At 53.7% G+C, this 24,532-nt stretch carries 27 protein-coding genes and 1 tRNA gene; 14 read left to right on the top strand and 14 right to left on the bottom strand.

Annotated features, from left to right (window positions below):
* The first annotated feature begins 101 nt into the window (after positions 1 to 101).
* Positions 102 to 1,286: a cytochrome b/b6 domain-containing protein gene (locus ACXLHR_RS04150; protein ID WP_458790272.1), complete on the top strand. Its 1,185-nt coding sequence runs from the start codon at positions 102 to 104 to the stop codon at positions 1,284 to 1,286.
* A 55-nt stretch (positions 1,287 to 1,341) separates the two neighbouring features.
* On the opposite strand, the gene ACXLHR_RS04145 is transcribed toward ACXLHR_RS04150, so the two are convergent.
* Complete coding sequence (locus tag ACXLHR_RS04145; protein ID WP_458792466.1) at positions 1,342 to 1,917, bottom strand: YceI family protein; 576 nt, start codon at positions 1,915 to 1,917, stop codon at positions 1,342 to 1,344.
* A gap of 482 nt (positions 1,918 to 2,399) precedes the next feature.
* On the opposite strand from ACXLHR_RS04145, the gene rpsF reads away from it, so the two are divergent.
* The 3 genes from rpsF to rplI are packed head-to-tail and all read left to right on the top strand — an operon-like array spanning position 2,400 to position 3,609.
* Entirely contained in the window at positions 2,400 to 2,762 is a 363-nt protein-coding gene (rpsF, locus tag ACXLHR_RS04140) for a 30S ribosomal protein S6 (RefSeq protein ID WP_458790271.1), read from the top strand.
* Between the two features lie 21 nt (positions 2,763 to 2,783).
* Positions 2,784 to 3,011, top strand: coding sequence for a 30S ribosomal protein S18 (gene rpsR / locus ACXLHR_RS04135; RefSeq protein WP_458790270.1), 228 nt, complete (start codon positions 2,784 to 2,786; stop codon positions 3,009 to 3,011).
* 10 nt (positions 3,012 to 3,021) lie between these two features.
* Positions 3,022 to 3,609 carry a 50S ribosomal protein L9 gene (gene rplI, locus ACXLHR_RS04130; RefSeq protein ID WP_458790269.1) on the top strand — a complete coding sequence of 196 codons (588 nt, stop codon included), beginning with the start codon at positions 3,022 to 3,024 and terminating at the stop codon, positions 3,607 to 3,609.
* 62 nt (positions 3,610 to 3,671) lie between these two features.
* Here the strand turns inward: rplI and ACXLHR_RS04125 are convergent, their stop codons facing one another.
* Together ACXLHR_RS04125 and ACXLHR_RS04120 are read right to left on the bottom strand one after the other, a co-directional pair.
* Positions 3,672 to 4,151 carry a hypothetical protein gene (locus tag ACXLHR_RS04125; protein ID WP_458790268.1) on the bottom strand — a complete coding sequence of 160 codons (480 nt, stop codon included), beginning with the start codon at positions 4,149 to 4,151 and terminating at the stop codon, positions 3,672 to 3,674.
* A 422-nt stretch (positions 4,152 to 4,573) separates the two neighbouring features.
* Positions 4,574 to 4,900 (bottom strand): hypothetical protein, encoded by a 327-nt coding sequence (locus ACXLHR_RS04120; RefSeq protein WP_458790267.1) that lies wholly within the window; start codon positions 4,898 to 4,900, stop codon positions 4,574 to 4,576.
* A gap of 189 nt (positions 4,901 to 5,089) precedes the next feature.
* Between ACXLHR_RS04120 and ACXLHR_RS04115 the strand changes: the two genes are divergently transcribed.
* Positions 5,090 to 5,971, top strand: coding sequence for a hypothetical protein (locus ACXLHR_RS04115; protein WP_458790266.1), 882 nt, complete (start codon positions 5,090 to 5,092; stop codon positions 5,969 to 5,971).
* Positions 5,972 to 6,234: 263 nt separating this feature from the next.
* Here ACXLHR_RS04115 and tig read toward each other — a convergent pair whose 3' ends face one another.
* Together tig and ACXLHR_RS04105 are read right to left on the bottom strand one after the other, a co-directional pair.
* Positions 6,235 to 7,566 carry a trigger factor gene (tig, locus tag ACXLHR_RS04110; RefSeq protein ID WP_458790265.1) on the bottom strand — a complete coding sequence of 444 codons (1,332 nt, stop codon included), beginning with the start codon at positions 7,564 to 7,566 and terminating at the stop codon, positions 6,235 to 6,237.
* Between the two features lie 28 nt (positions 7,567 to 7,594).
* Positions 7,595 to 7,678, bottom strand: a tRNA-Leu gene (locus tag ACXLHR_RS04105).
* Positions 7,679 to 8,034: 356 nt separating this feature from the next.
* Between ACXLHR_RS04105 and ACXLHR_RS04100 the strand changes: the two genes are divergently transcribed.
* From ACXLHR_RS04100 to purB, 5 genes are all read left to right on the top strand, one after another.
* Positions 8,035 to 8,502, top strand: coding sequence for a Hint domain-containing protein (locus ACXLHR_RS04100; protein WP_458790264.1), 468 nt, complete (start codon positions 8,035 to 8,037; stop codon positions 8,500 to 8,502).
* 250 nt (positions 8,503 to 8,752) lie between these two features.
* Positions 8,753 to 9,091, top strand: coding sequence for a P-II family nitrogen regulator (locus ACXLHR_RS04095; RefSeq protein WP_458790263.1), 339 nt, complete (start codon positions 8,753 to 8,755; stop codon positions 9,089 to 9,091).
* A gap of 27 nt (positions 9,092 to 9,118) precedes the next feature.
* Positions 9,119 to 10,525, top strand: coding sequence for a type I glutamate--ammonia ligase (gene glnA / locus ACXLHR_RS04090; protein WP_458790262.1), 1,407 nt, complete (start codon positions 9,119 to 9,121; stop codon positions 10,523 to 10,525).
* Positions 10,526 to 10,962: 437 nt separating this feature from the next.
* Positions 10,963 to 12,168, top strand: a complete 1,206-nt coding sequence (locus ACXLHR_RS04085; RefSeq protein WP_458790261.1) for a bifunctional alpha/beta hydrolase/OsmC family protein — start codon at positions 10,963 to 10,965, stop codon at positions 12,166 to 12,168.
* Positions 12,169 to 12,241: 73 nt separating this feature from the next.
* Positions 12,242 to 13,549 (top strand): adenylosuccinate lyase, encoded by a 1,308-nt coding sequence (purB, locus tag ACXLHR_RS04080; RefSeq protein ID WP_458790260.1) that lies wholly within the window; start codon positions 12,242 to 12,244, stop codon positions 13,547 to 13,549.
* A 41-nt stretch (positions 13,550 to 13,590) separates the two neighbouring features.
* Here the strand turns inward: purB and ACXLHR_RS04075 are convergent, their stop codons facing one another.
* Together ACXLHR_RS04075 and ACXLHR_RS04070 are read right to left on the bottom strand one after the other, a co-directional pair.
* Positions 13,591 to 14,244, bottom strand: a complete 654-nt coding sequence (locus tag ACXLHR_RS04075; RefSeq protein WP_458790259.1) for an acyl-homoserine-lactone synthase — start codon at positions 14,242 to 14,244, stop codon at positions 13,591 to 13,593.
* Between the two features lie 146 nt (positions 14,245 to 14,390).
* Positions 14,391 to 14,999, bottom strand: a complete 609-nt coding sequence (locus ACXLHR_RS04070) for an autoinducer binding domain-containing protein (protein ID WP_458790258.1) — start codon at positions 14,997 to 14,999, stop codon at positions 14,391 to 14,393.
* Positions 15,000 to 15,137: 138 nt separating this feature from the next.
* Between ACXLHR_RS04070 and ACXLHR_RS04065 the strand changes: the two genes are divergently transcribed.
* The 3 genes from ACXLHR_RS04065 to ACXLHR_RS04055 are packed head-to-tail and all read left to right on the top strand — an operon-like array spanning position 15,138 to position 17,659.
* The gene (locus tag ACXLHR_RS04065) at positions 15,138 to 15,623 is read left to right on the top strand and encodes an autoinducer binding domain-containing protein (RefSeq protein WP_458790257.1); all 486 of its coding nucleotides are present in this window, start codon (positions 15,138 to 15,140) and stop codon (positions 15,621 to 15,623) included.
* Positions 15,624 to 15,671: 48 nt separating this feature from the next.
* Positions 15,672 to 16,724 carry a FliG C-terminal domain-containing protein gene (locus tag ACXLHR_RS04060; protein WP_458790256.1) on the top strand — a complete coding sequence of 351 codons (1,053 nt, stop codon included), beginning with the start codon at positions 15,672 to 15,674 and terminating at the stop codon, positions 16,722 to 16,724.
* A 50-nt stretch (positions 16,725 to 16,774) separates the two neighbouring features.
* The gene (locus ACXLHR_RS04055; RefSeq protein ID WP_458790255.1) at positions 16,775 to 17,659 is read left to right on the top strand and encodes a lysophospholipid acyltransferase family protein; all 885 of its coding nucleotides are present in this window, start codon (positions 16,775 to 16,777) and stop codon (positions 17,657 to 17,659) included.
* On the opposite strand, the gene ACXLHR_RS04050 is transcribed toward ACXLHR_RS04055, so the two are convergent.
* A complete protein-coding gene (locus tag ACXLHR_RS04050) occupies positions 17,656 to 18,354 on the bottom strand; it encodes a DUF1223 domain-containing protein (protein WP_458790254.1) in 699 nt (232 codons plus the stop codon). The genes ACXLHR_RS04055 and ACXLHR_RS04050 overlap by 4 nt on opposite strands.
* 227 nt (positions 18,355 to 18,581) lie before the next feature.
* On the opposite strand from ACXLHR_RS04050, the gene acnA reads away from it, so the two are divergent.
* Positions 18,582 to 21,272 (top strand): aconitate hydratase AcnA, encoded by a 2,691-nt coding sequence (gene acnA, locus ACXLHR_RS04045; RefSeq protein ID WP_458790253.1) that lies wholly within the window; start codon positions 18,582 to 18,584, stop codon positions 21,270 to 21,272.
* Between the two features lie 169 nt (positions 21,273 to 21,441).
* Here acnA and ACXLHR_RS04040 read toward each other — a convergent pair whose 3' ends face one another.
* The 6 genes from ACXLHR_RS04040 to ACXLHR_RS04015 are packed head-to-tail and all read right to left on the bottom strand — an operon-like array spanning position 21,442 to position 24,523.
* Positions 21,442 to 21,981, bottom strand: a complete 540-nt coding sequence (locus tag ACXLHR_RS04040) for a DsbE family thiol:disulfide interchange protein (protein ID WP_458790252.1) — start codon at positions 21,979 to 21,981, stop codon at positions 21,442 to 21,444.
* Positions 21,974 to 22,126 carry a heme exporter protein CcmD gene (gene ccmD / locus ACXLHR_RS04035; protein ID WP_458790251.1) on the bottom strand — a complete coding sequence of 51 codons (153 nt, stop codon included), beginning with the start codon at positions 22,124 to 22,126 and terminating at the stop codon, positions 21,974 to 21,976. Before ccmD ends, ACXLHR_RS04040 begins: the two co-directional genes overlap by 8 nt.
* The gene (locus ACXLHR_RS04030; protein WP_458790250.1) at positions 22,123 to 22,851 is read right to left on the bottom strand and encodes a heme ABC transporter permease; all 729 of its coding nucleotides are present in this window, start codon (positions 22,849 to 22,851) and stop codon (positions 22,123 to 22,125) included. The genes ccmD and ACXLHR_RS04030 overlap by 4 nt, the downstream gene beginning before the upstream one ends.
* A gap of 41 nt (positions 22,852 to 22,892) precedes the next feature.
* Entirely contained in the window at positions 22,893 to 23,549 is a 657-nt protein-coding gene (gene ccmB, locus ACXLHR_RS04025) for a heme exporter protein CcmB (RefSeq protein WP_458790249.1), read from the bottom strand.
* A complete protein-coding gene (gene ccmA, locus ACXLHR_RS04020; protein ID WP_458790248.1) occupies positions 23,546 to 24,169 on the bottom strand; it encodes a heme ABC exporter ATP-binding protein CcmA in 624 nt (207 codons plus the stop codon). Before ccmA ends, ccmB begins: the two co-directional genes overlap by 4 nt.
* Positions 24,170 to 24,523 carry an Mth938-like domain-containing protein gene (locus ACXLHR_RS04015; RefSeq protein ID WP_458790247.1) on the bottom strand — a complete coding sequence of 118 codons (354 nt, stop codon included), beginning with the start codon at positions 24,521 to 24,523 and terminating at the stop codon, positions 24,170 to 24,172.
* Positions 24,524 to 24,532: the final 9 nt, after the last annotated feature.

The following is a 24,532-nucleotide window of genomic DNA, read 5'->3' as shown; positions in this document are numbered from 1 at the left end:
TGGCAAGCATGTGCCGTTTTGCACGTTAGCCCTGCGCGCGGGACGCTGTTAATCGAGCCCGGATGCCCGTAACCTTATCCGCGGATAAGATAGAGAGTTTGATGATGACACCCACAACATATAGCACCACGACAAAGGCATTTCACTGGCTAACCGCCCTGCTGATCCTGGCGATCATCCCGCTGGGGCTGATTGCCAATAAGTTACCCGTCAGCACGGACGCGGAAATTGCTGTTAAGACATTGCTATTTTCACTGCATAAAACCTTTGGCGTGACGGTATTTTTGGTCGCAGTTGCGCGGATTGGCTATGCGGTGACGCAGGTGAAACCGGCCCCGTTGCATCCCGACCGCAAGGCAGAGACGCTACTGGCGGCGGTGGTGCATTGGCTGCTGTACCTATCATTAGTGCTGGTGCCGCTGACCGGCTGGATCCATCATTCAGCGTCGGCGGTTGCGGCCCCCATCTGGCTGCCGTTTGCGCATTCGTTGCCATTTGTGCCGCGTGATCCCACGGTTGCGGATCTGTTTGGCGGGCTGCACTGGCTGTGGAGCAAGATCATGGTGACGTCGATTTTGCTCCATATTGCGGGCGCGTTGAAACATCAGTTTGTGGATAAAGACGAGACGTTGAAGCGGATGTGGTTTGGTGCGACGTCCACGCCACCGGCACAGGTTCACCACAGATATATGCCTGCGATTGCGGCGGCGGCTGTGTTTGCTGTTGTAGCGGGCATTGGTGCAGCGGCAGGAATTTTATCGGGCAAAGCGGAGGTCGCGGGCGGTGTCGCGCTCGAAGTGCAAGCCTCGGAATGGGTGGTGCAGGATGGCACAATCGGGATTTCGGTAACCCAGCTGGGCAATCCCGTTGCGGGCCAGTTCGACGATTGGGTGTCGGTGATCAGCTATGACGAGGCCGCAAGTGGTCCCGGTATTGTGGGCCATGTCGAGACAACCATCAATATTGGATCACTGACCTTGGGGTCAGTCAGCGATCAGGCGATGGGAGCGGATTTCTTTAATCAGGCCACTTATCCAACTGCGTTATTTGTCGCGGATATTGTGAAAGACGGGAGCGATTTGCGCGCTGATGGCACCTTGACGATCAAGGATTTCAGCCTGCCGGTGACGATGCCGTTTGAATTGGCTGTGTTAGATGATCTGGCTACGATGTCGGGGATGCTGCAACTGGATCGCCGCGATTTTGCGATGGGCAGCAGTATGTCTGACGAGAGCAATCTGGGCTTTGCGGTTGATGTGCAGATTGATTTGACCGCCAGCAGGTAACAAAAAAGGCCGCGCGATTGCTCGCGCGGCCCTTTTTATTTGCTAAGTGTCAGGCTTATTCGGCCTTCACAGCCTCGATCGAGATCATGATTTGCAATTCATCACTGACAAAGGGTGCAAAGTTGCCGACGTTGAACTCGGAGCGCACCAGTGTGGTCGTAGCGTCAAAGCCGGCTGTCATCTTTTCTGACATCGGGTGTACGCTTGCCTGGTTCAGTTTGGCATCTAGCACGACAGATTTTGTCACTTCGTTCAGTGTCAGATCGCCGGTGATCAGGGCGGTGTCGTCGCCGGTGACTTCGATGCTAGTGGATGTAAACGTGACCATCTCGGCCTCGTCTGCGCCAAAGAAATCTTCGCCCATGAAGTGGTTAAAGCGTGCTTCCCAGCCGGTCATCATTGTGGTCACGGGGAAGGACACAGTCACTGAAGACGCGGCGGGGTCTTCTTGGTCGAACTGGATTTCACCGTCAAAACCCGAGAACATGCTATGGGTCGTGGAGTAGCCCATGTGATCATATGAAAACACTATTTGACTGTGGCTAGCGTCAAGCACATAGGCTTCTGGTGCCGCGATTGCGGCGGTTGAAAGGGTCGATGCGAGAAGGCTGGCGGCGGTCAGGGATTTCATCATCAGGGTACTCCTTGTTTGTGATCTGTTCAAAGTGGGCCAACAACACCGCAGGATCAATTGCGCAAATTCGAACACAGCGTGTTCGCGCCGATTTACCGGCTGTTTGGCGCATCAAGCATCGTGTTGCATGCCATACGTCCGCAGCTAGCGCCGAATTGCGCGACGAGAGGTGATGTATCGGTCATGTTATTCTTGCCCGTTTGATTGTGAATACGCTGGCAATTAAAGTCGGCGAAAAAGCGGATGGGCGGTGGCCAGATGGAGGTTTCATTAATATTTGACTTACTATTCATCTGTGAGGCCTGTTTTTATTGCCTGACAGGCTTGATTTCGGGGGTGTGGTGCTTGCAAATGCGGGTGCTGGCTGTATAAGGCGCGGACTTGTCGTGAATTATATGAACTGCGCAGTCTCTCGTGGGTGGGTGCGACAAGCCGAATGCCTGCCCTATGAAATGCGCTGATAGATGAATGGAGCACACATGCCGCTATATGAGCATGTTATGATCGCCCGTCAGGACTTGTCTAATACACAAGCCGAAGGCCTGATCGAACATTTCGGCACAGTTCTTGCGGATAACGCAGGCAAGCTGGTCGACCACGAATACTGGGGCGTCAAAACGATGGCCTATAAGATCAACAAAAACCGTAAAGGCCACTACGCCTACCTGCGCACAGATGCACCTGCACCTGCTATTCAGGAAATGGAGCGTCTGATGGCTTTGCATGACGATGTTATGCGCGTTTTGACGATCAAAGTTGATGCCCATGAAGATGGCCCATCTGCACAAATGCAAAAGCGTGAAGAACGCTCAGATCGTGGCGAACGCCGCGAGCGCCGCTAAGCGCAGGAAAGGATAACACTCATGGCTACGAAACCATTTTTCCGCCGTCGTAAATCCGATCCATTTGATGGTGATGGTGCGCCGAAAATCGATTACAAAGACACACGCCTATTGCAGCGTTATGTCTCCGAGCGTGGCAAGATTGTGCCTGCCCGTATCACTGCTGTTGGTGCTAAAAACCAGCGCGCTCTCGCCCGTGCGATCAAGCGTGCCCGTTTTCTTGCCCTGCTGCCATACGCTGTAAAGTAAGGATCAGATCATGGATATCATTCTACTTGAGCGCGTCGCAAAACTTGGCCAGATGGGCGAAGTTGTTAAAGTTAAAGAAGGTTACGCACGTAACTTTCTGTTGCCACAAGGCAAAGCTTTGCGCGTAAACGCAGCAAACATCGCACGCTTTGAAGCTGAAAAAGCGCAGATGGAAGCACGCAACCTTGAGACCAAAAAAGAAGCAGAAGCATTGGCTGAAAAGCTGGACGGTGAAGTATTCATCGTGATCCGCTCTGCGTCTGACGCGGGTTCGCTATACGGTTCTGTCACAACGCGTGACGCAGCTGAGGCAGCAATCGCAGCTGGTTTCACCGTTGATAAGGGACAGATCGTCCTGAACGCGACCATCAAGGACCTTGGCGTCCACGACGTGAACGTCGTGCTGCACCCTGAAGTCACAGTGGTCATCAGCCTGAACGTTGCCCGTTCGACTGAAGAAGCTGAATTGCAGGCTGCTGGTAAATCTGTTGCCGAATTGGCAGCCGAAGCTGAAGCCGAAGCTGAATTCGAAATTCAGGAGCTGTTCGACGATTTGGGCGGCGCTGTTGACGAAGACGCAATGCGCGACGAAGCGTAAGCGATTTCAAAGAATTAAGAAGGGGCCGTGCAAGAGATTGCGCGGCCCTTTTTCGTTGCGATCTAGCGCTCGAATGTTTCAAGTTGAAGTTGTGCGTCGCAGTATGCGCCGTCATAAGTACCGACCCAGATATCGACACGCCCGTCAGCAGGGCGTGTGAGGATAATGCGCGGGTCATAATTGCCGTTATCATCATCGTCATAATACCAGTTTGACGAGGATGTGTTGATCAGCAAAGCCGAATCGCACTGACTGACGATATGCACTTCCAGTTGAAATCCACTCATGCCTGATAGTTGGAACGAAAAATCGGGTGCGGTCGGAAAATACCCGGCCCCCTGATCCGATCCAGGTCGGATACTCGGGCAATTCCAAATGTAATTGTCACCCCCTGCCCTGACGTTGAAAGCTTTGGGATCATAAAGCTCGCGGCCCGTCGCGCGGTAGAATTCGCCGGCTGGCGCGTTAAAATTCGGGCAAGCGGCAACCGCGCCTGCACCAGTAACGAACATCGCAATAGTGGCAAACATAATGTATTTCATTCGCAACTCCTTTTGTTGAATGGTCCGGAGGCTAAACTGAAATACTTTCTCGACCAAATGGTAAATTTGGGTCCGGCAAAGTTGCTGCTGGTTTGTTAATGTGGATGACAGGATACCAATTGGTATTGCGAAAAACCTGTACACAGCAAGAGAAATTTGGTTTTCGCGCCCTCGTTGCCCCCACCCGCCGCGAGATCATGCATCTATGGTGCACGGCGGATTTGACAATCGCGCAGGTTGCAAAAACTTCCAGATGACCTGTGCTGCTGTGAAAAAGCGAGTGGTGGTTTTGTAGAAGGGTGATCTGGCGGGTAAGATCGGTACCAATCGTGGGTCGCAAGCAGTTATCGTTACGCCATGAGAGCTGGCCTCAGGGTATCATTCGGCGGGGCACGTCGCCCCGCCGAGTATATGCGCGGGAGTTATTCAAATGTGAATGTGCCGATGGTACAGACGTCAATGCCGTCCTGGCGCACATTCTCGCCATCCTCGAAAACCGCAAGAAAGTCATAGATACAATTTCCGGTGCCGTCGTCAAAGGTCACGTCGACAGATGCGCTATGTTCCAGAACGTCCTCGCCGAGGATGTCCTCTTCCCATGACGACGTGTTTTGGTTCGAGCCAAAAAATTCGACCATTGTGTAACCTGTCTGGTTCACGATGGTAACTTCGTAATTTTGTGCCAGTGCAGCCGTGGCGGTAAACTGGACAAGGCCAAATGCGAGGCCACCGATTGCGTATTTCAACATCTTTATTCTCCTGTGAAATGCGAACCGCGTTTGCGCCGCCGCATACTTGATTTGGAACTGCTTCCGATGCAGATTGCGCATGTTCAGATCCCGTTTTAAAGCGTAACCCGCTTTAAGCCCAAATATGAGATGGGCGTGTTAGCGGTCAGGCCTTATTGACCGTCAACATCCTGTTTTAAGGACCTAATTGTGCCATTAGATATCGCGCCCTACCCTGTTTATACGGCTCAAACACTGGTCAGTACTCCGCGGTACTGGCAGGGTTTGGCGCAACAGGTCCATGATCTGTTGACGGTCCATTCCACGATCCCTGCGGAGATTTACTATCTGTCGAATATGCGGCGTTGGATACTGACCCAGATGGCGATTGCATTGCATTTCGAACATCAACTGGACCCTGCCCGTCCCCGATTATCGCCCAAATCGCTCAGCGATGCGTTGGCGCAGACAAAGGTCGCAAGCCGAAATACGGTTCAGGCGTTTTTAAGAGAAATGACGCGAGTGCAGTTTACGGATGCCCCGCTGCCTGAAACAGTCAGGCTACATGCGCCGCAAGTTTCGCAGAAGAGTGAAAAGCTTGTGTTGATCTATCACGGGATCCATCTGCGGGCGTTGGACACGATTGATGGCTGTGATCGCAGCGGGTATCTGGAGCGGAATCCCGACCTTTTGCAGAGGCTGCATCCGAAATTTGCCCGCCTCATTTGCGCGTCTGAAGCGTGGTATACACCGACTGCTGCGTTGCAAGGTTTTGTCTTGAACGATTCCGGGAGCAGTATTTTGCATGGACTTGTTTTGGCGACACAGGGTGCTGCGCCTGATCCGTCGGGGCGGTACTGGATCGGGCTTCTCAGTGTCGCGGATATGGCGCAAACCTATCATGTGTCGCCGGCGCATATTGCCCGTATATTGAGTGCAGCAGAAAAGCGCGGGTTGATTGGATGGGCGCAATCGCGTCGACGGGGCGCGTGTTGGCTGTCGTCGGAGTTGAGGGAGGCTTATCTGCTATGGCAGGCGCAGAAGCTGGCGGCGATCTCTGTTGCGTTCAACGAGGCGCGCGCTGGTGTTTAAGCCTATAGTGCGGGTCGAATATCTCTGCCCGAGAGCGCCTCGCGCATCAGGTCCTTGGCTCGTCTTTGGCCTGCGGGGGGAAATCCCTTTGATTGCTGCTAAAATCCAGCTCCTGCTAGATATAGAGGTCCTTGTTTTCATCAGAAGGCCGGTTCTGTGTATTGCACCGAACACATCGCCAAAGGGGAATAGTTGTATTAAAGGCGTTAGAAACGAAAAAGGGCGCCCCGATGGAGCGCCCTTTTAATCAAAGTATCAAAGACTTATTCGTCTTCGAGTGATTCAACAGCCTTTTGAAGCTCGTCTTTGTTCACGGACTTTTCAGTCACGCTAGCGTTTTCCAAGATGTGATCGACAACTTTATCTTCGAACAATGGTGCCTGAAGCTGCTGGCGGAACTGAGCGTTCTGCTGCACAAATTCAAAGAACTGACGTTCTTGGCCCGGATACTGGCGTGCCTGGTTCATGATCGCCTGAGTCATTTCCTGATCGGTGACTTTAAGCTCGGCTTTCTGGCCGATATCAGCCAGCAAGAGGCCTAATTTCACACGGCGTTGCGCAAGTTTCTTGTGCTCGTCGGTTGTGTCGATCTGTGGGTGATCGTGGCCCTGCACCTCAGGGTTTTCTTCGTGCCATAGCTGGTGTGCGATCTGGCCTGCTTCGGCGTCGACCAGCGAATCGGGCAGGTCAAACGTAACAGCCGCATCAAGGGCATCAAGCAACGCGCGCTTGGTCACAGCACGGGCAGCGCCGTTATATTCTGCTTCCAGACGCTCGGTAATCTGCGTTTTCAAACCAGCAAGGTCTTCTGCGCCAAATTTCTTGGCCAGCTCGTCATCCATTTCAGCGGTCTTGGCGGCACGGACTTCTTTAACGGTGCAAGAAAACACTGCTTCTTTGCCTGCAAGATGCGCCGCATTATATTCGGTCGGGAATGTCACGGTGACATCTTTTTCTTCGCCGGCTTTTGTCTTTAGCAGACCATCTTCAAAGCCAGGAATAAAGGAGTTGGAGCCCAACACGAGTTCAAAATCTTCGGATGAACCGCCTTCAAAGGCTTCGCCGTCAACCTTGCCAACAAAGTCGATAACCACTTGGTCGCCGTCTTTTGCCGCGCCTTTTTTAGGCTCGTAAGATGTCGCTTGTGGCGATTTCGCAAGATTTTCTAGCGCTTCTGTGACTGATTCTTCGTCGGCTTCAACTTTGAGACGGTCCAGTTTGATCGTCTTGAAATCAACGTCAGCAACGTCTGGCAGGCGTTCGTAGGATACATTGACGATGACATCATCGCCCTCTTTCCAGTCCGCGTCGTCCATTTTCATTTCCGGCTGCATGGAAGGACGGTCGCCCGTTTTTTCCATGTGCGCGGTCATTGCGCCGTCAACAGCTTCCTGCATCGCTTCGCCGGTCACGCGCTGGCCGAACTGCTTGCGCATCATCGCCATAGGGACTTTTCCTTTACGGAAGCCCTTCATTTCAACGTCCGGTTGGGCTTCTTTCAGCTTTTCCAGCACTTTCGCATCCAGATCAGCCGCAGTGATCGTGATAGTATAACCGCGCTTGAGGCCTTCGTTCAGGGTCTCTGTAACCTGCATGGACTTTCCTTCTTCTTCTCAAAAAATGTGGTGCGGGTGAAGGGACTCGAACCCCCACGCCATAGGCGCCAGAACCTAAATCTGGTGCGTCTACCAATTCCGCCACACCCGCACATTCAAATCGACCAAATCACTTTGGTCAATCGTTGCGCGCTATCTAGCAAAGCCGCCCAAAAGATGCGAGTGGAAAATGCGCAAATGTCCTACTGTTATAGTCTGGCGCATTTTGTCATGTATTTTTCGGTGCTGCATCCGTGAAAATGCGGCAGCGTTTTTGCGAAAAAATCATCAAGATACTGATTCCGCTTATCTTTAATACCCTACCACCGTGAAAGATGAGTTCCGGATCGTGGCGAACTTGGCGCGCGCTTGGCGAAAGTACCTTGGAATTGGCGCACTGGTAACACTTTGTTGCCTTATTGTTTGTAGAAAAATGAAGATGAAATAAGTGAAAGCGGGACAGACGCCATGCTCATCGGAACAATCACACGCACAGCCAAAGCTGTTGCAACACAAACCACCGAATCTGGCATCTGCGCCGGAACAACGATCATGACACTGGACGGAGAAATTCCGGTGGAGCACCTTTCTGTTGGTGACCGCGTGATTACGCGCGACAGTGGCATGTCGGTGGTCAAGATGGTTTCTTCGCGAGACGTGAAGATGCAGCCGATCCGTATCAAGGCGGGCTCGCTGGGTCATACACGCCCTGATCGCGACATGATGGTTTCACCCGATGCACGCATCCATATCCGCGACTGGCGTGCAGAGGCCCTGTTTGGTGCTAATGCTGCGACAGTTGAAGCGCACCGTCTGGTTGATGGCGAGTTTCTGGCCCAACTGCCGTCCCGCTTGGTGAAAGTTTACGACATTGCGTTTGATCGCGAGCACATCATTTACGCCGACGGCGTCGAGATGATGTCTGCATCTATTTAAGCCGACCCCGTGTCCTGCAAAAGTGCCGTGCCCCGTTGATTGGGACGCGGCATTTTTCGTTTTAGCGACCGCCCTGCCCGACCACATTACATACGATTCTTGTGGTGCACAATATTTGACAAATACGCTTAAATTTTAAGCAACCACTTGAGATTTACGTTGATGACCATTTCTGGCCAAGGCTATCAATTGTCCTATGCAATCAGACGTGGTTTGACGCCTGTAGCACAGATCGTCAGGAGGCGCGGCCATGAAAAAGATTGAAGCAATTATCAAGCCATTCAAACTCGATGAAGTGAAAGAAGCGCTGCAAGATGTTGGTGTGCAGGGCCTGTCAGTGGTCGAGGTCAAAGGTTTCGGCCGCCAGAAAGGGCATACCGAGCTTTATCGGGGCGCAGAATATGTTGTAGATTTCCTGCCCAAGGTGAAGATCGAAGTCGTCTTGCCTGATGATCTGGTCGACACCGCAATCGAGGCGATTATTGCGGCCGCAAAAACTGATAAAATTGGCGACGGGAAGATTTTTGTGTCTTCTGTCGAACAAGCCATTCGCATCCGCACCGGTGAATCCGGCGACGATGCATTGTAAACAGACACGAATCAAAGGGAAACTCGCATGAGCATTGCAAACGTACTAAAACTAATCAAAGACGAAGAGGTCGCTTATGTCGACATTCGTTTCACCGACCCGCGCGGCACCTTGCAGCATGTCACAATTGACGTTGATCTGGTCGACGAAGATTTCCTTGAAGAAGGCTTTATGTTTGACGGCTCTTCGATCGCTGGCTGGAAGTCGATCGACAAATCCGACATGAAACTGATCCCAGACACCAACAGTGTTTATGTCGACCCGTTTTATGCTGAAAAAACCATCTGCGTTCACTGCAATGTGGTCGAGCCTGATACGGGCGAAGCCTATTCGCGCGATCCACGTGGCACGGCGGAGAAAGCCGAAGCTTATTTGAAGTCCACGGGCATTGGTGACACGGCGTATTTTGGTCCAGAAGCCGAGTTTTTCATCTTTGATGATGTGCGTTACTCTGTAGCGATCAACAAAGTGTCGTATCAGGTTGATGCAGTTGATGCCTCATGGAATTCCGACACCGAGTTCGAGATGGGCAACTCTGGCCACCGTCCGGGCCTGAAGGGTGGTTACTTTCCAGTAAACCCAGTGGACGATGCGCATGACATGCGCGGCGAGATGCTGTCCACGATGAAGCGCATGGGCATGAAAGTTGACAAGCACCACCACGAGGTTGCGTCTTGCCAGCACGAGCTAGGCTTGATTTTCGGCACGCTCACTCATCAAGCTGACGAAATTCAGAAGTATAAGTATGTGATCCACAACGTCGCACAGGCGTATGGCAAATCCGCGACATTCATGCCCAAGCCGATTGCTGGCGATAACGGGTCTGGTATGCATGTGAACATGTCGATCTTTAAAGATGGCAAGCCACTGTTTTCCGGTGATAAATATGCGGACCTGTCACAAGAAGCGCTGTATTTCATTGGTGGCATTCTGAAACATGCCAAATCGTTGAACGCGATCACTAACCCGACGACAAACAGCTACAAGCGTTTGGTCCCCGGTTTTGAGGCCCCTGTTTTGCGCGCCTATTCTGCGTCTAACCGGTCGGGCGCGGTCCGTATTCCTTGGGCTGAAAACCCGAAAGCCAAGCGCGTTGAAGCCCGTTTCCCTGATCCAGCGGCCAACCCTTACCTGTGCTTTGCCGCCTTGTTGATGGCGGGCCTTGACGGGATCAAGAACAAGATTGATCCCGGAGGCGCATCTGACAAAGATCTTTACGATCTGCCGCCAGAGGAACTGGCAGAGATTCCAACAGTTTGCGGGTCACTGCGTGAAGCGTTGGACGCATTGGAAGCAGATCACGATTATCTGTTGCAGGGCGATGTTTTCACCAAAGACCAGCTTGACGGTTATATGAAGCTACGTTGGCAAGAAGTGTTCGAATACGAACAAACGCCGCATCCGGTTGAATACAAGCTGTATTACTCCTGCTAACTGTAAACATTTTGAAATTGGGCACCTGCGGGTGCCCTTTTTCGTTTTAGTGCAGGTTTGGTTAAGGTGTCTGGTGGAGCTTATGATGATGAGTGCTTCGCGCAATGGCGGGAAAATCAGCCGCAAGTTGTTCGAGACAAGCTCAAGTCTGAGGTTAAGCGGGGTATGATATTGCGTCAGGCGCAGCCGATTTGATGCCCCCCAAATCCCGTTTACCGCCGGCAACCGCAAACGTTTACGGTGCATTAAGTGCCTGCGGTTCCTGACGCAGTGCGATCTCCTATGAGGCTGCGTCGATAGTTCTAAGCGCTGAGTTATGTTACGCGTCGTCCGGCAAAGGGGGGGGAATTAGCCCGCTTCATCAGGGCAATTTGTTGTGAGGTGCATTGCATCCTGCGGGCGGGCCGCTCAAATTGGGTGCAAATAGGAGAGATGTGATGAAAACCGAACGCTTTACGTTTGACGGGCATGGTGGACATGCGCTTTCGGCCCGACTGGACATGCCGGACGGACTTCATTTGGCGACTGCGATTTTCGCGCATTGCTTCACCTGTTCCAAAGATATTACGGCTGCAAGGCGCATTTCGACCCGGTTGACCACGATGGGTTATGCCGTTTTGCGGTTTGATTTTACAGGGCTTGGACATTCCGAGGGCGAGTTCGAGAACACCAGTTTTTCTTCAAATGTGGCGGATCTGATGGCCGCGCATGCAGCGTTATGTGCGCGAGATATGACGCCTACGGTGATGATCGGGCACTCTTTGGGCGGTGCGGCGGTGCTGAAAGCAACGGCTGCACTGTCAGGCATCAAAGCGGTGGTTACGATCGGTGCGCCTGCCGATGTGACCCATGTGGTGCAGAATTTTGCGGATGCATTGCCAAAAATCAAGGCCGAAGGTGCGGCAAAAGTGGATTTGGGCGGGCGTCCGTTTACGATATCTCAAGACTTTGTTGATGATCTGTCAGCAGTGTCGATGAAGGAGGCGATTAATACATTGCATGCGGCATTGTTGGTTCTGCATGCCCCGCGCGACGCCGTTGTGGGTGTGGACAATGCGCAGGCGATTTTTGTGCAGGCGAAACATCCCAAAAGTTTTATCAGCCTGGATGATGCTGACCACTTGGTTACGCGCACAGAAGACGCCGAATATGTGGCGGATGTCATCGCGGCGTGGGCGCGCAAGTATTTGCCGAAGGTAACGGTGGCAGCGGATGATCCGGTTCCAGAGGGTGTTTTGCGTGTGACGGAAGCGGATGCGGACGGGTTTTTGCAGGATATCCGTTCGGGCGATAACCATTATGCGCTTGCTGACGAACCTGTGGCATATGGCGGCACCAACAAGGGCATGTCGCCTTACGGATTCTTGTCGGCGGCACTAGGTGCCTGCACATCCATGACAATCCGCATGTATGCGCGACGCAAGAAAATGGCATTAACCCATGTGCGGGTGGATATTTCGCACAGTAAAAGCCATGCGCAGGATGCGGAGACATCGGCGAAGGTGGATGTGTTTGAGCGGCGTATTCACTTGGAAGGCGATTTGAGTGAAAAAGAGCGCGCGCGGCTGTTGGAAATCGCGGACAAATGCCCCGTGCATCGTACGTTGGAGCAGTCTTCAAGGGTGAATTCCGCACTGGTTTAGGGTTGAGAAATGGGGTGCGCGGGCTTATGACGCAAGGGAACCTCTGCAGTTTCTCAACATAAGGTCTGCCCATATGATCCCGCGTTATTCCCGCCCTGAAATGGTTGCTATTTGGTCGCCAGAAACGAAATTCAAGATCTGGTATGAGATCGAGGCACATGCCTGCGATGCAATGGCCGATCTGGGTGTGATCCCGCGCGAGAATGCCGATGCAGTTTGGAAAGCAAAGGACGTTGAGTTTGATGTCGCCCGCATTGATGAAATCGAGGCCGTGACCAAGCATGACGTAATCGCATTTTTGACGCATTTGGCGGAACATGTCGGGTCCGATGAGGCGCGTTTTGTGCATCAAGGCATGACATCGTCGGATGTTTTGGATACCTGCACCAACCTGCAATTTGTACGCGCCGCCGACCTGTTGCTGGCGGATATGGACCGCCTTTTGGCCGCCCTGAAAACCCGCGCATTCGAGCATAAAGACACACCGAGAATCGGTCGTTCACATGGTATTCACGCAGAGCCGACAACAATGGGTCTGACATTTGCGCGGTTTTATGCAGAAATGGACCGCAACCGTGCGCGTCTGGTGAATGCCCGCGCAGAGATTGCGACGGGCGCAATTTCAGGTGCGGTTGGCACCTTTGCAAATGTCGATCCGCGTGTGGAAGAGCATGTTTGCAAACAGTTGGGCCTGACGCCAGAGCCGATCTCGACGCAGGTGATCCCGCGCGACCGACATGCGATGTTCTTTGCGACCCTTGGTGTCATTGCATCGAGCATCGAAAATGTTGCGACGGAGATCCGTCACATGCAGCGCACCGAAGTGCTGGAAGGCGCCGAGTATTTTGCTGTAGGGCAAAAAGGATCGTCCGCGATGCCACATAAGAAAAACCCGATCCTGACGGAAAACCTGACCGGGCTGGCCCGCTTGGTCCGCATGTCGGTCATCCCTGCGATGGAAAACGTGGCGCTGTGGCACGAGCGCGATATTTCGCATTCGAGTGTTGAGCGCACGATTGGTCCCGACACGACAATCACGCTCGATTTTGCGCTGAACCGTTTGGCGGGCGTGATTGAAAAAATGATCATTTATCCCGAAAACATGCTGAAAAACATGCACCAGTTTCGCGGGTTGATCATGTCGCAACGTGTGCTTTTGGCGCTGACGCAAGCGGGCGTCAGCCGCGAGGACAGCTATTCTTATGTGCAGCGTAACGCGTTGAAAGTCTGGGACAATAATGCAGATTTCAAAACTGAATTGCTGGCAGATGCAGATGTGCGTGCGGCGCTATCGGCCGAAGAGATCGAAGAAAAATTTGATCTAGCGTATCACACCAAGCATGTTGATACGATTTTCAACCGCGTATTTGGCGAAAGCTAAGTGATTGCGGCGGCCCGACCTGTGTTGGGCCGCCGCAAAATTTATGCCACCGATGGCGCGTGCAACGGTTGCGGCTGCGACCTGTGCGTCGCGCGCGGCACATTTGGCATCGTCCGTTTTGCTGGCATCGAAAGCACCGCATAGCGCCGCCCGTCACCTTCGTTCAGATAGGGCTCGCCGATGCGTTCGGCGGCAAATCCGAGTTGCCGCAGCGCCCGCATCAGGGCCAGCGGTGAGAGTGACATCAGTTGCGACGCCCCCTGATCTGCTGCAACATCGATCAACCCCTGCACAATAAGCCCGAGGCAATTGCTGCGATCCGCGTGGGTGTTGACCGTGTCAGACATGACCAGTCGCGTACACTCCCACATGTCATCGGTTTCGACATTTGCGGCCATCACACTTGGTGGGATGTCGATTAGCTTGCCTTGCAGGGCGTCGCGCAGCATGTAGCTATGCGCCCCCCATTTAGCTGTCGTGGCCATCGCGCGCGCGCCGCCGATCACGACCCCGTCACGTAAAACTAGTGAATAATACGCTTTGGGATTGTCGTATTGGTCCATTTCGACCTGATCATCGTGTGGAATGTCCCAGCCCAGATGATCGACAAAGAACCTTTTACGTAGTCCTAAAAAGTCGTAAAATGCGCTTCCGTGTAGGTGTAGTTGGGCCAGATTGAATGTGATATGTTCCATGGAATGCTCCCCTTATTGGCGAGATATAGATACCATCACATCTTATGGGTGTCACAATTGGTTCCGACCCATTCATTTTAACAGATTTTCAGCCAGTCACATTTAACAAATCGATAACATTTATGAACGTTTGATTAGCGCCCCAGTTAGATCAATCCGAATTGAGCCGCCAGCGACGCAGCTTGCAAGCCGGTTTTCGCCCCCAGCTTCAGTTTCGCGTTTTTGAGGCGTTGTTTGACAGCCCCCTCCGAAATGCCAAGCAAATGAGCCACTTCCTTGAGACGCTGGCCGTCGCGTACCATGCCCAAGGCTTCCAACTCAGCCATTGTCAGGTTCTTTGGCGGCGCCATTTCGAAGTGCCGCCGTGTCACATAGGCTTGCAGGACCTGCATTTCGAGATCGGTAAAATCGCGGTCGCTGCGTGCAAACGACCCATATGATCGCTGTCCTTCGTCGTTCCCGTCAAAAACCGAAATCACCGCGCCAAAGCGCAGTCCAAAGGTTTTTGCATTAGACAGGATTTTACGCGGATCATCCTCTGACAACTCCTGCCAACGCAGCATTCCGACATTGCTATAGGCCCAGCGGATCACCGGATCAAACAGCATAAAGCGGTTTTGTGTATAATGGTCGACCCAATCGGCCGGCAGTTCGTTTACTTCCTCCACAGGGTACGCGAATCCGATGCGCAAGGCGATGTAGTGACCTGCGGGTGCAATCTCTTTTACATGATGTGGTTCAAGTCTTTGGCTCATGTGCATTGTTTCGCAGATACCCTATACAAAAACATATGTTGTATCCTGCTCAATATCCTTAGAGTTGTAGTGCGAACACTTCGTGCGTTACTATTTTATTTAGGTCAACCTTGGCAACTGGAAAGAGGATCCCATAAAATGTCATCTCAAGTCGAGATCCGCCATATCCTTGCGGCGTTGAAAGAAACGGCAACCGGCGGCTTTGCGCTGGCATTTCATGTCCGGTTTACCACGCCCACATTCTTGTTTCAAACATACCCTAAGGACTGGCTGGATTACTATTCACAAAAAGGTTTGGTGATGTCGGATCCCACGGTCGCATGGGGATTCGAGAATTCCGGCGTGATTTCCTGGGCTGACTTACGGGCTGAAGATACGGGGGCGGTTCTGGAAAAAGCGGCTGAATTCGGACTGGTATATGGTGCGACCTGTGCCATGCAAAGTGATGACAGCCGCAGTATCGGCAGTTTTGCCCGTGCCGACCGCGACTTCACACCGCAAGAGCGCGACATGCTCAACGATAAGTTGCAGATATTGCACCGTGCCACGGCATCTATAAAAGAGCTATCACCCGAGACTGCGACAGCGTTGCGCACCATGTCGGTGCAATTTACCCATACTTAATGCCGGACGTTCACTAATCGTTCAGCAATTTCGTGCACTACTACGGGTATGAATACATCGACGCTCGCCCCGCTTAGTGCCCGCACGCCCGCCCTTTCGCGCAAACGTAAGGCTGCGATGATTGTTCAATTGTTAATTGGCGATGGTGGCAAGTTAAGTCTGTCGCAGTTACCCGAGGAAATGCAGGTGTTGCTGGCCCGTGAATTGGGTGCGATCCGTCTGGTGGACCGCGAGACTGTGCATGAGGTCGCAAACGAATTCGCCCGTGATTTGGCGGCTGTGGGATTGTCATCGCCGGGCGGCGCGGACGGTGCGATTGATGCGTTGTCTGCGCATTTGTCGCCTGATCTGGCGAACAGGTTGCGCGCGGAATTGGCTAGTGCCAAGAATGGCGATCCTTGGACGATGGTTCTAGCACTGCCCGACGATGTTTTGCTGTCGATCATGACCCGCGAGAGCCCCGAGGTTTCGGCGGTCGCCCTGTCCAAGCTGACGGTGATGAAAGCGGCGATGGTGTTGGAAAAACTGCCAGGCGATCAGGCCCGCCGCATTACCTATGCCATTTCGCAAACCGAGAAAATTGCGCCCGATGCCGTGCGCCGTATTGGTGCCGCTTTGGTCAAAGAGTATTGCACAAGAAAAGCAGTTGCATTTGACAAGGCGCCTGTGGCGCGGGTCGGTGCGATCTTGAACTCCAGCCCTGCTCTGACCCGCGAAAGCGTTCTGGAAGGATTGGGAAGTGATGATCCGGTCTTTGCCGACAATGTGCGCAAGGCAATCTTTACCTTCAAAGATATTCCAAACCGCCTGACACCCACGGATGTGCCGGCCTGTATTCGCGGCGTGGAGGCTGATGTGCTCTCGACGGCGATGGCTGCGGCCTTGGCGGGCGAGCCGGATTTCGTGGCCAGTGCCGAGTTTATTTTGTCGAATATCTCTCAGCGTATGGCAGGTCAGATCCGCGAAGATGCCGCCGAGAAAGGCACGGTAAAAGCGAAAGCAGCCGAGGACGCAATGCGTGCGCTATCATCAGCGATCCGCGAATTGGTCGATAACGGCACAATTACTCTGATATCCGATGATGAAGACGAAGCGGTTTAACCGACATTCACCTTGCGACACCGGCCCTACCCTCATATCTGTCACTGATTATGACAGATACCCCCGCCTTAACCGGAAGCCGTGCTGACTGGATTGCCGACCGCGTTTTACGCGGCCTGATTGTGACGACCATGCGTCTGCCTTATGCGCGCCGTGTGCAGTTCATGGGGGCAGTGTTGCGTCGCGGCATTGGTCCGCTTGCAGGATATCGTCACCGCGCAGAAGAGAATCTGGCGCTAATTTATCCGTCAATGACAGCCCCGCGTCGCCGCGAAATAGCGGACGGGGTGTGCGATAATTTTGGCCGCACATTGATCGAGAATTATAGCTGGCGCGAATTTGGCGAGCGGTTGCGCAATGTTGTCCCGACCGGCGACGGTCTTGCCGCGATTGCGCAGGCAAAATCCGACGGGCAGCCCGTGATATTTGTGACCGGACATTTTGGTAATCACGAGGCGCCACGTCATGTCTTGACGCATATGGGCTATGATATTGGCGGGCTTTACCGGCCGATGGCCAATGCCTATTTCAACGATCATTATGCCAGAACGATGACGGCGTGGGGCGGGCCAGTGTTTGCGCAAGGCAAGCGCGGCACCATCGGCTTTGCGCGCCATTTAAAGTCGGGTGGCATGGGTACATTGCTGTTTGATGTGGCCGCCAGCGCAGGTCTACCCATCAATTTTATGGGCCGCCCTGCGAATACCGCGACGTCGGCTGCTGATTTGGCGTTAAAGTTCGATGCTCTTGTTGTCCCTTACTTTGGCAAGCGCAGGGCGGATGGATTGGGATTTGACGTCACGGTCGAAGCACCGATTGCGCAGACATCTGCACATGACATGACCCAAGATATGAGCAACCGTTTAGGGGCCATGATAGACGCAACACCAGAGCAATGGTTCTGGGTACATCGCCGTTGGAAAACCCGCAGCTAGCGCAGCTCGACGGCTGCAAGGATCGGTCCGTGCCGCTCGCGCTGGATAATCACAACTGCGGGATCAGTCCCTGCAATCTGTGCCGTCATCGCGAGGGGCGCGTGGCCGTCCCAACGCCCTATGACATCCCACGAAGTAACAGTATTGACGTAGCGCACTGATATACCTGCGTTTTCACCGCGTGGGATCGTCACATCGCTGACCGGATAATAGCGCACGAGTTGCACCACCATCGGTCCGCGATCACCGCCGCGCGGTTCTGCATTTATCTGCAAGGTTTCGCCATTGCGTACAACCGTCAGCGCCACACGATCAGCCGCCTCGCGATGTTGCGCGATTTGGTCCATTACCTCCATGGCCTTGGACCCGACCACATGATCGACCCCGCCGACAACCATTTGAGGGGTGTAAATCATCCGCGCATTGGCAGCGTTGGCATAACCATGTTGTCGCGCGGTAAACGCTTCGGCGCTAAATGTGTCTTTCCAGCCCAGATAATCCCAGTAATCAACATGTAATGCCAAGGCGATGACGTCATCGCGCTGCGCAAGGTCAACTAGCAATGCGTCGGCAGGCGGACAAGATGCACAACCTTGTGACGTGAAAAGTTCCACCACGACCTTGCCCTCTTGGGCGGCCATGGGTCCTGCAAGCGTTGCGCCGGAAAGTGTCAGTGCCATTAGAAAATGCCGCATATCGGCTCCGTTTTTTGGGTATGGTAAAGTTGTATTGATAATTAACTGCAATGACCAATCAACGATTTGCGAGCCAACTGTGTTTGATGTTTCAATTTAACGATAGACTGCTTCTGCACTGGTAAAATTTGGTGTGCAATGGTATACAAACGCCAAGAGAGTCCTTGATCTACGACGATTCATGGGGCAAAAGTCACGTAATTCACCAGCTATTCAAAGGAACAGCCATGACCATTACAGTCGGCCAAGACACCGCAAAGACCCGCAAGACGTTAACCGTCGGGTCACAGTCCGTTTCATATTATTCCATCGCGGCCGCTGAAGCTGCAGGCCTTGGTGATTTTTCCAAGTTGCCTGCCGCGTTGAAAGTGGTCTTGGAAAACCTGCTTCGTTATGAAGATGGTGGTTTCTCGGTGTCTGTGGACGATATCAAAGCGTTTTCCGAATGGGCGACAAATGGTGGTCAGAACCCCCGCGAGATTGCTTACCGCCCTGCCCGCGTTTTGATGCAGGATTTCACAGGCGTGCCTGCGGTGGTTGATTTGGCTGCGATGCGTGATGGGATCAAGGCGCTTGGCGGCAATGCCCAGCAAATTAACCCGCTTGCGCCTGTTGATCTGGTCATTGACCACTCGGTTATGATTGACGAATTTGGCAATCCACGCGCGTTCCAGATGAACGTAGACCGCGAATACGAACGCAACATGGAACGGTATCAGTTCCTGAAGTGGGGCCAAGGCGCGTTTAACAACTTCCGCGTTGTGCCACCGGGCACAGGCATTTGTCACCAAGTGAACCTCGAGTATTTGGCCCAAACTGTTTGGTCAGACACCGATCAGAATGGCGAAATGGTTGCTTATCCTGATACGCTTGTTGGCACAGACAGCCACACGACTATGGTTAACGGCTTGGCGGTTCTTGGCTGGGGTGTTGGCGGTATTGAGGCCGAAGCAGCGATGTTGGGCCAGCCCGTGTCGATGTTGATCCCTGAAGTTGTAGGCTTTGAGCTGACAGGTCAGATGGTTGAAGGCACAACCGGCACCGATTTGGTGTTGAAGGTTGTAGAAATGCTGCGCGCCCACGGTGTTGTTGGCAAATTTGTTGAATTCTTCGGCAAGGGTTTGGATGTTCTGCCACTGGCTGACCGTGCGACGATTGCAAACATGGCGCCAGAGTATGGCGCGACCTGTGGTTTCTTCCCGATCGATGATGAAACACTGCGTTACCTGCGCAATACCGGCCGCGACGAAGACCGGATTGCCTTGGTCGAAGCTTATGCAAAGGCCAACGGTTTCTGGCGTGATGCAGATTATGCACCCGTTTATACAGCGACCTTGCACCTTGATATGGGCACAATCGTGCCTGCGATTTCGGGACCAAAGCGTCCGCAAGACTATGTTGCATTGACCAATGCGAAGTCCGCGTTTGCCAACGAGATGGAAAACACCTTCAAGCGCCCGATGGGCAAAAAAGTGACCGTTGAAGGCGAAGATTACACGATGGAATCAGGCAAAGTTGTGATCGCGTCGATCACGTCTTGCACCAACACATCCAACCCTTACGTGATGATCGGTGCGGGCCTTGTAGCGCGTAAAGCCGCGGCCTTAGGCCTGAACCGCAAGCCTTGGGTCAAGACATCATTGGCACCAGGTAGCCAGGTTGTTTCCGAGTATCTGGAAGCCGCCGGTTTGCAGGAAGATCTTGATAAGCTTGGCTTTAACCTTGTTGGCTATGGCTGCACGACCTGCATCGGTAACTCTGGTCCGTTGCAAAAAGAGCTGTCGGCTGCGATTGCCGAAGGTGATTTGGTCGCGACATCCGTTCTGTCGGGCAACCGCAACTTTGAGGGTCGCATTTCGCCTGACGTGCGCGCGAACTACCTCGCATCCCCGCCATTGGTTGTGGCCTACGCGATTGCAGGCACGATGGATATCGACCTGCACTCAGAAGCGCTTGGTCAGGATCAGAACGGCAACGATGTCTATCTGAAAGACATCTGGCCAACCAACAAAGAGATCAACGATCTGGTCGAGAAAACAGTGACCCGCGAAGCATTCATCAAGAAATACGCAGATGTATTTAAAGGTGACGAAAAATGGCAAGCGGTCGAAACCACCGATAGTGAGACATACAACTGGCCAGCGGCATCGACCTATGTGCAAAATCCGCCATATTTCCGCGACATGCCAAAAGAAGCTGGCACGATCAGCAACGTCACTGGCGCAAAAGTGCTGGCCGTTTTGGGCGATATGATCACAACCGATCACATCTCCCCTGCTGGCTCATTTAAAGACACGTCGCCTGCGGGCCAATACCTGCTAGAGCATCAAGTGCCAGTGCGCGAATTCAACTCCTACGGCGCACGTCGCGGCAACCACCAGATCATGATGCGCGGCACATTCGCCAACATCCGCATCAAAAACGAAATGCTCGATGGCGTTGAAGGCGGCTACACCAAAGGACCAGATGGCGCACAGACCTCGATCTTTGAGGCGGCGATGGCCTACCAAGACGCTGGCACACCGCTGGTTATCTTTGCGGGTGAGCAATACGGCGCGGGGTCCAGCCGTGACTGGGCTGCCAAAGGCACAGCGCTTTTGGGTGTCAAAGCAGTGATCGCGGAAAACTTCGAACGTATCCACCGTTCCAACCTTGTTGGTATGGGTGTGGTGCCGTTTGAATTCACAGGCGATGATAATCGCACCAGCCTTGGCCTGACGGGCGACGAGACTGTGTCGATCACGGGTCTGGACACGATCAAGCCACTGGAAGTTGTCGACGCGACGATCACTTTTGCCAATGGCGACGTGAAAGCAATCAAAGTGAAGTGCCGCATCGATACCGCCGTCGAGATCGAATACATCGAAAACGGTGGCGTTCTGCACTATGTGCTGCGCAACTTGGCAAAATCTGCTTAAAATAACAAAGGCCCGCGATATTTTCGCGGGCCTTTTCTTTTTGGCGTCTAAATGTGCATGCCAAACGCATCAACAGACCGACAGATGCCGCCCATAATTGCGGATTGAATCCGTTACATCATTCAAAATCTAAATATTCGTGTCCACGTCACCGCCGTGGACAATCTGGTCAATTGCCTTGCGCGGATGCGAGTGCGGGCAGAAATCGCTGCTCGTAGTCAGAACCGACAAGTGGTCCGGTAAACCGGAAAAGCACCGTACCATCGCCATCAACGATGAATGTTTCCGGCGGCGCCGACACACCCCAATTGATTGCAACACGCCCGTTTCGGTCAAATCCGGTCGCGAAAAACGGGTCACCATCTTCGGCCAAATATTCCACAGCGGCATCAGCGTCGTCTTTAAAGTTTATGCCGGCCACGCGGTAGCCCTGCGCGGATAAATCTAAAAGCGTCGGGTGTTCCGCGCGGCAAGGTGGACACCAACTTGCCCAAAAATTCACGATCGTTATGTCGTCACTGCGCAGGTCAACGCCTGTTAACAGTTGAGTGCCCGGAACCGGCTCGGGGGCGAGATCGGGGGCAGCCTGGTTCACCAGAGTTGAGGGCAATTCATTCACATTGTCACGCATCATGCCAAAAAAGAACAAGCCCGCAAGCCCTGCAAAAACTAGCGGTGGAATGGTGATTAGCGGTGAAAATTTAGCCATTTTTGCGTGCCTCTGCCGCGTCTAAAGCGCGTTTTTGTTTGACCGACTGCCGCCAGCTTAATCCGACAATGCCAAGCAGCAAGGCGATGCTGACCACATAAGCCAGCCCAACTTCAGCGGCGTATTTACCAAGTTCGGGGATCATGCGCGTGTCTCTCGCAGGTGCAGCGCGCGTAGGCGGCGACTGCGGATTTCAGTGCGTGTGCGAAATAAAACCAGTGCAAAGAACAGTAAAACAAAGCCCGCGATCGAAACCAACAGCGGTTGGTAAAATACATCGGCCACGTTTTTCTCTTTGTCCAGCGACAAGGACGCGCCTTGGTGCAGCCCTTGGTTCCAAAAGTTGACTGCATAGCGCGACAAGACTGCAAAAACCGAACCAACCATGCACAGCACGCTTGTCAAATCTGCTGCCGTGTCGGGGTCCTCGATTGCCGCCCAAAGCGCCATGTAGCCAAGGTAGAATAAAAACAAGATCAGAAAGGACGTGAGCCTTGGATCCCACGCCCAATAAGTCCCCCACATCGGCTGGCCCCAAATTGCGCCCGTAAATAACGCGATCAGCGTCATTGTAATGCCCACAGGCGCAGCCGCTTTTGCCGCCAATGCCGATACGTGATGCCTGCGCACAAGCCAGATCAGAGAGGCCACAAGCATCATAATCCACGCGTTAATCGCCATGAGCGCGGCGGGAACATGGAGGTAGATGATCTTGACGGTCGCCCCTTGGCGGTAGTCGTCGGGCGTAAAGTAGACACCCCAGATCAATCCCGTGACAAGGCAAACGCCTGCCAACCCGAACGCCCACGGCACAACCGGAGCTGTCCACCCCATAAACCGTTTCGGATTTGCATATTCCCATAAAGACATGGTGTTACTTACCTTTCCCGCTGTGCAGTCTCAATCCCTGATCACCGCAGATTGATGCGCAATACTGCCGCAGTTGCAAATGGCAAAAGCGCAAATGACCCTGCTGTGATCCCCGCCAACATGAGCATGGGTGTTGTTGCGTCCAAGCCCTGCGCGCCCCGCCTGACGGCCTCTGCGCCGAAAATCAGGGTCGGGACGTAGAGCGGCAGCACCAACAAAGAGAGCAGCAAGCCACCGCGCCTGATGCCCACGGTCAAAGCGGCTCCGAACGTGCCAATCATGGAAAGGGCGGGCGTGCCGATCAGCAATGTCAGGGCTACGAATGCATAGGCGCTTGATTGAAGCTGCAAAAGCACACCCAAAACTGGTGCCGCGATGCTAAGAGGCAGGCCGGTGGTGAGCCAATGGGCCACGGCTTTTGCGACGCCAACCATTTCAAGTGGGATGGGTGCCGTGGCAAGCAGTGTGAGCGCGCCGTCTTCGTGATCAAGTGCAAAGATACGGTCGAGCGAGAGCAATGCTGCCAAGAGCGCCGCGACCCAGAGAATGCCAGGAGCGATTTTGCGCAAAATCGCGGTTTCGGGGCCAACTCCAAATGGCACCAGAACGATCACGATGAGAAAGAACACCAGTCCCAACCCAAAGCCGCCGCCTGCCCGTGTGGCAAGGCGCAGATCGCGCAGCAAAACTGCGATCACAGGAAGGCCTCGTCACTGTCAGAGGGACCTATGTCGGGGTGCGCCGCATAATGGGTGAGGTCGAGCGTCGTGGCCTCGTCGAGTGACAGGTCGATGTGGGTGGCAATCACAGCGATGCCGCCGTTTGCGAGGTGAACATCGCGAATGAAGTTGCTGAACAATTTGACAGAAAATCCGTCAAGTGACACGGTAGGCTCATCAAGAAACAGGATTTTGCGCCCGATGACGCCGAGGCGTGCAAGCCCTGCGCGACGCTTTTGACCCGCCGAGAGTGTCCCTGTCAGACGGTCACGTAATTCGCCGAGGTCGAATTGGTCCCAGATCGTATCGGGGACGGGATTACCATAGACTTTCGCCCAGAATGCGAGGTTTTCTTGCACAGTCAGCGCCGTTTTGATGCCGTCAGCGTGGCTGGCATAGGCTGCCTCGTCAGCGGGCAGATCAATCGTTCCGGCGGCTGGATCTTGCAGCCCTGCAAGGGTGCGCAAGAGCGTGGTCTTCCCAATACCGTTAGGGCCGCGCAGTATCAGGGCTTGCCCCGTTTTCACGTCAAACGACAGGCCAGACAGGACGGGCAACCCACTGCGGGTGATCGCAAGGTCGCGAACTTGCAGTAACATCTATACGGGAATCAGGGCTGCTGCGACACGCCGACCTTCGGACAATAGCACGTTATAGGTGCGGCAGGCGGCGGGTGACGCCATTGGTTCGACGCCGATGCCCGCCTCTTCGCAAGCCTCGCGAAAGGCCGGCGGCAGATGCGCAATTTCTGCGCCGGTGCCGATGAACACCACGTCGATGGTTTCGGCCAAGGCAAGGATCGCCGCGACATCATCCAAGCCACCCCAAGGTGCCACGCCCGTCGGCAACGCGAGAATAGCACCGTGATGCACCGTGCCTCCGACCCGAAAGAATCCCGGTCCGTAGCCGTCGATAGGGCGGCTGTTGTCGTAGATCACTTCATTCAGGCGCATGGCGGGCTC

It is taken from the genome of Yoonia sp. MH D7, from assembly GCF_054439475.1.
This window is presented reverse-complemented; position numbering and strand designations above follow the sequence as displayed.